Here is a 7,641-nt window from a genome sequence, read left to right as displayed (position 1 = left end):
CTCGATCCGCTCACGCGCCGTCAACTTCCCCTTCGCATGCTGCGCCCCCGTCGCCCGGGCATCGCCCTGGCGTACGGTGCGGCGGAGTTCGAGGAGTTCCTCGGTGCGGGCGCGGGTGGATGCCGGAGACCCGGCGTCGGAACCGTTGACCATGGGTCGTCTCCCCCTTGAGACACGGTCGGATGGATGGGCGGGGCTCACCGGACGGGGGGACGGTGGGAGCCCCGCCCCAATCGGATGGCCGTCACTGCGGCGTCCAACCTGCGTCCACGCTGGCAGGGGTGGCTGACACCCGGCTGACAGCCGCATGGCACCCCGGAGAAGCACCGGAGCGGCGCTGCGCCCGCGGGCCGGGAGCGGCGCACCGCGGCGCACCGGGTCCGCCGCAGCCGGAGCAGCGAACGGCGGACGGCCGGGCCCCAGGGGGACCCGGCCGTCCGCCGTACCCGGTCGCCGCCGGCCCGGAGGCCGGACGGCGCCGGTGTCGTCAGCCCACGGGCTGCGCGGGCTCGCGCGGCGCGGGCTTCGCGGGGGCCGGCTCGGCCGGCCCTTCGTGGTGGAAGCCGAACTTCTCGTAGACCCGCCGCAGCGGTGCCGGCGCCCACCAGTTGGCGCGCCCGGCCAGCCGCATGAACGCCGGCACCAGCAGGCCACGGATGATCGCCGCGTCCATGATGATGGCCAGCGCCGTGCCCAGGCCGAGGATCTTCACCGGGGTGAAGCCCGCCGTGATCAGGGCGATGAAGAACAGGGCCAGCAGCCCCGCCGCCGCCGTGATCAGCCGGCCGGTGCTCTCCAGTCCGTGGGCGACCGCCAGGGTGTTGTCCCCGGTGCGGTCGTACTCCTCGCGGATGCGGGAGAGCAGGAAGACCTCGTAGTCCATCGACAGGCCGAAGATGATGCAGAACATCAGGATCGGCGTGGTGACGTCGATCTGCCCGGTGACGGTGAAGTCGCCCACCAGCCACTTCAGGTGGCCGTCCTGGAAGACGAACACCATGGCGCCGAAGGTGGCGGTGAGGCTCAGCAGATTGAGGACGATGGCCTTGACCGGGATGAGCAGGCTGCCGGTGAAGAGGAAGAGCAGCACGAAGGTCAGCACCCCGATGATGAGCATCGCGTACGGCAGCGCGCTCCACAGGGCGTCCAGCGTGTCCACGTAACTGGCGGCGAGGCCGGAGACCTTCGACTCGGTGCCCTCCGGCGGCGCGAGGTCGCGCACGTCGGCCACCTGCTCCTCGCCGGCCTCCGAGTAGGGTTCGGTGTCGACGTTGACGGAGAGCCAGGCGCCCTTGTCGTCGGTGAAGGTGTCCTCCGCGCCCGGCACCGGGGGAGCGACCTGGCTGCCCCCCTGGAAGCTGCCGGTGGCGGTGTCGACCCGGTCGACGCCGTCGACCTCGGAGACCCGCTCGGCGTAGTCGGTCAGCGCGGCCGAGGTGGGCCGCTCGCCGTCCAGCACGATCTTCAGGCCCTGGCCGGCCAGGGACGGGAAGTCGTTCCGGATGGCGTCGCCGACCTGGGCGGCCTCCGCGTCCTTGGACATGGCGCGGTCGTCGGGGAGCCCGTACGACGCCTGGGTGAACGGGGCCACCAGCACCGCGAGGCCCAGCAGCACCACCGTGAGCACCGGCCAGGGGCGCCGCATGACGCCGGTGGCGAGGCGGTGCCAGAAGCCGTTCTCGGAGGGCTCCGCCGCGGCGTCCCGCTTCTTCTTCCGCCGGAGCTTCGCGCCGAGGTCGCCCTTGTCGATCCGGTCGCCCATCAGGGAGAGCAGCGCCGGGAGGACGAAGAGCGCGCCGAGCAGCGCGAAGATCACCACGCCGATGCCCGCGTAGGCGAAGGACTGCAGGTAGTAGAGGGGGAACACCAGCAGCGCCGCGAGCGAGAGCAGCACGGTCAGGGAGGAGAAGAAGACGGTGCGGCCCGCCGTGGTCATCGAGATGCGCAGGGCGGTGGAGTTCTCGTGGCCGTTACGGCGCTCCTCCCGGTACCTGCTGACGATGAACAGCGAGTAGTCGATCGCGAGTCCGAGCCCGAGCGCCGTGGTGAGGTTCGTCGCGAAGACGGACACCGGGGTGAACTCGGCGATCACCGTCAGCAACGCCAGCGAGCCGATCACGGAGATGCCGGCCACCGCGAGGGGCAGCAGCGCGGCCATCCCGGAGCCGAAGACCAGGATGAGGAGGATCAGCGTGATCGGGACCGCCACGCCCTCCGCCATCAGGAGGTCCTTCTCGATCTCCTCGGAACTCTGGCGGTTGGCCTCGGTCGCGCCGCCGGAGATGACGTCGAGCCCGTACTGGTCGCCGGTGACCTTGGGCGCTATCTCCTTGGCCGTGTCGTCGGCCTCGGTCTCGTCGCCGCTGAGCCGGGCGACGATCAGGGCGGACTCGCCGTCCTCCGCCCGCAGGTCGGACGCGTGCTCGGCGGTCCAGTAGGACGTCACCGAGGCCACGCCCTCCTGGCCGGCGAGCTTCTTCGTCAGCTTGCGGCCCGCCTCCACGGCCTCCGGGTCGTCGACCGAGCCGTCCGGGGTGGCGAGCAGGATGAAGTTCGGGTCGCCCGTGTCGAACCGTTCCTCTAACAGGTCGGAGGCGACCTCGGACTCGGAGCCCGGGTCGCTGTAACCGCCGGCCGACAGCACGTTCATCACCGGCCCGGAGACGGCCGTGATGAGGATGAAGCCCACCGTGGACAGGATCAGCACGAGTCGGCGCCGGTTCACCGCGAGCGACGCCAATCGGGAGAGCATGGAAACCCCCAAGGAGCAGGAAACCAGGGAGAAGAACCTGGTCATGGGAACTGTCATGACATGGGGCAGCGTGTCGCGGACGTGACTTCTGCACTCGGCACGGCTACCTTGGTCGCATGACTAAGTTAGACGATCGACCAAGCTCCTCGCTACGGGGTCGGCGCCGCCGGGAACAGTTGGTCGATGCAGGAGTCGAGCTGCTGGCCGAAGGTGGCTGGCCGGCGGTGACCACGCGCTCGGTGGCGGAGCGCGCGGGTGCCAACCTCGGGCTGATCCACTACCACTGGGGCGGTCTGCCGCAGCTCAAGCAGGCCATCGCCCGCCGTGCCGGAGAGCTGATCTTCGGTCCCCTCACCATCCAGCTCCTGGAGTCCGCGGGCGTGGACGAGGTCCTGGACCAGCTGCCGGCGATGGTGTCCCCGCCCACGGACGCCACCATGACCCGGCTGACCGTCGAGCTGATCGCCGGAGCCGTCCGTGACCCGCAGCTCGGGGACGTGCTGCGGGAGAGCCTGGCCGAGGCCCGCCGGGAGCTCAGCGGCTGGCTGGAGACGCACCTGCCGGGGGCGCCGGACGGCACGGCGACACTGCTGATCGCGCTGCTCGACGGGCTCTTCCTGCACCACATGCTCGACCCGGAGATGGGGTCGGAGGAGGCCATCGACGCGCTCAGCCGGTTCACCGCGCACGCCCCCGCCCTGGCCCAGGCCGGCCCGCTCCCGCAGGCCGCGCCCGCCGCGGAACGGGACGACCGGGGACCGGAGCCACCCGAGGACTCCCCGGACGGCACGGGTTCCCCGGACGCCCCGGGCGGTCCGGACGCCGGGCCCGGGGGTCCGCCTGGCCGGCGGACCTGAGGGCACCCGTACGGGCAGCACCCCGGGCCGACCACCCGGGGACGGGGGATCACGCGCACAGAACAGGAGAGAGAACACCGTGGGCAGTGCTGCGGAAGCAGGCAAGCCGAACTGGACCTTCGGAACGGGCGCCACCACACGGGAGAAGAACCTCGCCTACGGCGCGGCGGTCATCGGGTGCGCCGCCTTCGCCGCGGGCGGCTGGGACGAGGGCTGGTCCTGGTGGCAGTGGCTCGTCGGGCTGCTGCTGGTGTGGGACCTGGCCGGCGGTGTGGTGGCCAACGGACTCGACACCGCCAAGCGTTTCTACCATTCCCCGCTCACCTTCCACGCGGGAGCCGTCCCGCGCTTCCTGCACCATCCGGTCGGCTTCACGGCCGCCCACATCCAGCCGATCATCGCCGGCCTCGCGTTCTCCGGGGAGTCGTGGTGGTGGGGCCCGCTGTGGTACGGCTGGGCGCTGCTGGGCGCCGTCGCCGTGGAGAACGTCCGCGAACGCCTCAAGCGCCCCGTGGCGCTGGGCATCACCGGCTCCGGCGTGATGGTGGCCCCGCTGGTCGCCGCGCCGGGCGGGATGGCCTGGCTGCCGGCCGTGCTGCTGCTCAAGCTCATCGTGGCGCACTGCGTGCCGGAGGGCGCCGGCGGCGGAGGTGCCGGCGTCCGGGCCTGAGCCCCGGGCCCCGGGCGGGGCGGTGCGCCGACGCCGCCCCGCAGCCGGTCCGTACGCGGGGCCGTGTGCGGTCCGGCCGGGATGACCGGACAGGCTCGCCCCGGCCTCGCGGACCCGGCGTCCCGCTGCCCGCCGTCCGCGTATCAGCACAGTGCAAGGCCCCCGTGGCAGCGTCGTCCTGCTGGTGACACTCCACGACGCGCCGGGCGGCGCGCCGAGCGAAGGGACCGAGAACAGCAGCATGGCAATGCACCGGACCCGTACCGTCCTGCCCGACTGGGAGCCCCGCATCCTCACCGCCGAGGGCGCCGAGGGTGTGGAGCTCGCGCATCTCCTCCGGGACGGCGCACGGGTCGTCGACACGCTGGCCGAGCAGCTCACGGAGCTGCTGCTCAGCAGGGCGCCGGGCACCTCGTACACCCCCGACGAACTCGCCGACGTGACCGAGGAGCACCTGGCCGGGGTGCCGCTGGAGTCCTTCGGCTCCTGGGTGCACTACCCCTGGCTGCACACGGTCGTACGGGTGCTGCCCGAGGATGAGTTCACCGAGCTGCGCACCAGCCGCAACCGGCACCGTGTCACCGGTCTCGAACAGGAACGCCTGCGCGACAAGGTCGTCGCCGTGGTCGGCCTCGCCACCGGCCGGAACCACGCCTTCACCCTGGCCCAGGAGGGCGTCGGCCGCAGCTTCCGGATCGCCGACCGCGGCCCGGTCGCGCTCTCCGACCTGAACCGCGCCCCCGCCTCGGTCACCGACCTCGGACTGCCCCGGACCGTGGCCGCGGCCCGGGAGATGTACGAGCTGGACCCCTATCTGACCATCTCCCTGTGGCCGGAGGGCGTCAGCGCGGAGACCCTGGACGACTTCCTCACCGGCGGAGGCACCGCCGACCTGGTGGTCGAGCAGTGCGACGACCTGGCCCTCAAGGCGTACGTACGGGAGCGGGCCAGATCCCTGGCCGTGCCCGTGCTCACGGACACCGAGGCGTGCGGCGTGCTGGACGTCGAACGGTTCGACCTGGAGCCCGACCGGCCGGTGCTGCACGGCCTGCTGGGCGGCACCCGGGCGGCCGACCTGGCCGCGCTCCCCCCGGCGGACCGGGTGCCGCACACCCTCCGGCTGCTCGACGGCGTCGGGCACGGACCGCGGCTGCCCGCCGGGCTGCTGGAGACCGGTCACACCCTGGTCTCCCGGCCCCGGCTGGCCTCCGGCGCCGCGCTCGGCGCCGCCCTGGTCGCCGACGCCGGACGCCGCATCCTGCTGGGCCAGTTCCGCGACTCCGGCCGCTACCACCTCGATCTGGACGCCGTGTTCCGCGACGGCGCCCCCGGCCGCATACCGGCGGACCCCGCCGGCGACCGGGGGACCGCAGGGGAGCGCGGTGCGGGACCGTCCGCCACCCGGCCCCGCACCGCGCACCCCGAACTCGCCCTGCCCGGCACGCCGCTGACCGAGGAGGGCCTGCACCGGCTGGTCGCCTACGGCATCCTGGCGCCCTCGCCGCGCAACTCCCAGCCCTGGCGGTTCCGCACCGGGGACCGCATCCTCTCCTGCGAACTGGACCCGGAACGCCGCAGCCGGCGTGCCGACCCGCACGGCCGTGCCGCGCTGGTCTCCCTCGGCGCGGTGGTCAGCAACATCGAGATCGCCGCCGCGGCCGCCGGGCATCTCCCGACCACCATGCCCTCCGTCCAGCCGGACAGCGGGGAGTTCGCGGCGCTGCTCTCCTTCACGCCCGGCCGGGCGGGCGCCCCCGACGACGGGGCCCCGGCCCCCGCCGAACTCGTCGACTGGATCGGGCGCCGCGCGACCCACCGCGGCCCGGGCGACCGCTCCGCCCTGCCCGCCGCGCTGCCGGGCCGGATGGAACGGGCGGCCGCCTCCCGGGGCGCCCGGCTCACCACCCTCACCGACCGGGCGGCGATCGAGGAGGCCGCGGAGATCCTCGGCGAGGTGGACCGCCTCCGGCTGCTGATCCGGCCGCTGCACGACGAACTCACCGCCGCGCTGCGCTGGACCCCGGACGCCGTGGAGACCAGCGGCGACGGCATCGACGTGACCGCCCTGGCCGACTCGCCCGGCACCCTCACCACGCTGCGGCTCGCCGCCGAGTGGCACACCATGGATTTCCTCCGCTCCATCGACGGCGGCCGCGCCCTCGAGTGCCGCGCCGGGCTGATCCGCTCGGCCTCCGCCCTCTGCGCGCTCTCCGCGCCCGGCCTGGCGGAGGAGAGCTGGTTCCACGGCGGGCGCGCCCTCCAGCAGGCATGGCTGACGGCGGCCGCCGCCGGCTTCGCCCTGCACCCCGTCTCCGGGATGCTCCACCTGATGGCGGCGCTCGAACGCGGCGCCGACCCGGGGGAACTGGGACTGGAGCACGCCGACGCCCGCGCCCTGCGGGACCGGATGCGCGAGCTGCGGGACCTGCTGGGCCTGCGCCCCGACGACGCCGAGATCGCCGTCTTCCGGCTCTTCCGCGCCCAGTCGCCGGCCGTACGGTCGCTGCGCCGCCCCGTCGCGGACTTCCTCGTCTGAACGGGCGTCCGAACGGGCGCCGCCTCCCGTCCCGTCCGCGGCCGCGCCCCGCGGGCGTGCGGGGGCTTCCTGCGGCGCTCCAGCGGGTGGCCGCGCCCGGCCGCCCGCGCCGAGTCAGGTGTCCGGTGGGTGACCGGCGTCCGACCACCGGGATGATGGTGCGGAACGTACGGCACAATGCGTGAGTGGACGGAGACGGCGGGGCGTGACGGTGGAGACTTCGGGGGAACGGGGGGCGGCCGCGGAGCGCGGTCCGGGAGCACTGGCCGGGCGGCTGGGATCCCGCGGTGGGCTGGCACTCGCGGCGCTGTGGCTGCTGGCGGGTGCGCTGGCGGTGCGCCAGGCGGCGGCCGTGCTGCGGCTGCCGCCCGACCGGCGGCTGACGGACCTGGCCGGCTGGCTCGGCGACAACGGCGTGCTCACGGCCCGCGGCTCGCTCTACGACGCGGCCGACCCCTTCACCGGCACCCCCTTCGCCGGACTCGTCCTCCAGCCCCTCTCCCGCGCCGCCGAACAGGGCCTGGGCGTGGCGTGGACGGTGGGGACGCTGCTGCTGACGGCCGCGGTCGGCGTGGTGGCGGCACGGGCGCTGCCCGGCCCGGTGTCCCGCCGCACGGCGCTCTTCGCGGTGCCGGTCGCGCTCTGCCTGCTCGCCGTCTCCCTCCCGGTGCGCAACACCTTCACGCTGGGTCAGACGAGCATCCTCCCGGTGATGCTGGTGCTGGCAGGCTGGCTGGCCCCCGGCGGTCTCCGCCGCCTGGCCGGAGCACCGGCCGGAGCACCGGCCGGAGCACCGGCCGGAGCACCGGCCGGAGCACCGGCCGGA

At 74.0% G+C, this 7,641-nt stretch carries 5 protein-coding genes; 4 read left to right on the top strand and 1 reads right to left on the bottom strand.

Annotated elements, in window-relative coordinates:
• Window positions 1-487: 487 nt before the first annotated feature.
• Complete coding sequence (locus HOY81_RS26350; protein ID WP_237323217.1) at window positions 488-2,809, bottom strand: MMPL family transporter; 2,322 nt, start codon at window positions 2,807-2,809, stop codon at window positions 488-490.
• Between the two features lie 119 nt (window positions 2,810-2,928).
• Here HOY81_RS26350 and HOY81_RS26345 point away from each other — a divergent pair, with 119 nt between their 5' ends.
• The 4 genes from HOY81_RS26345 to HOY81_RS26330 form a co-directional block, all read left to right on the top strand.
• On the top strand, window positions 2,929-3,609 hold the full coding sequence (locus HOY81_RS26345; RefSeq protein ID WP_237323216.1) for a TetR/AcrR family transcriptional regulator: 681 nt from the start codon (window positions 2,929-2,931) through the stop codon (window positions 3,607-3,609).
• Window positions 3,610-3,688: 79 nt separating this feature from the next.
• Entirely contained in the window at window positions 3,689-4,279 is a 591-nt protein-coding gene (locus tag HOY81_RS26340; protein WP_237323215.1) for a hypothetical protein, read from the top strand.
• A 241-nt stretch (window positions 4,280-4,520) separates the two neighbouring features.
• Window positions 4,521-6,815, top strand: coding sequence for an Rv1355c family protein (locus HOY81_RS26335; RefSeq protein ID WP_237323214.1), 2,295 nt, complete (start codon window positions 4,521-4,523; stop codon window positions 6,813-6,815).
• Window positions 6,816-7,077: 262 nt separating this feature from the next.
• The coding region (locus HOY81_RS26330; protein ID WP_237323218.1) for a glycosyltransferase 87 family protein at window positions 7,078-7,641 on the top strand (564 nt) is incomplete at its 3' end.

Origin of the sequence: Streptomyces sp. JJ36 (assembly GCF_021696945.1) — a bacterium.
Classification (GTDB): domain Bacteria; phylum Actinomycetota; class Actinomycetes; order Streptomycetales; family Streptomycetaceae; genus Streptomyces.
This window is presented reverse-complemented; position numbering and strand designations above follow the sequence as displayed.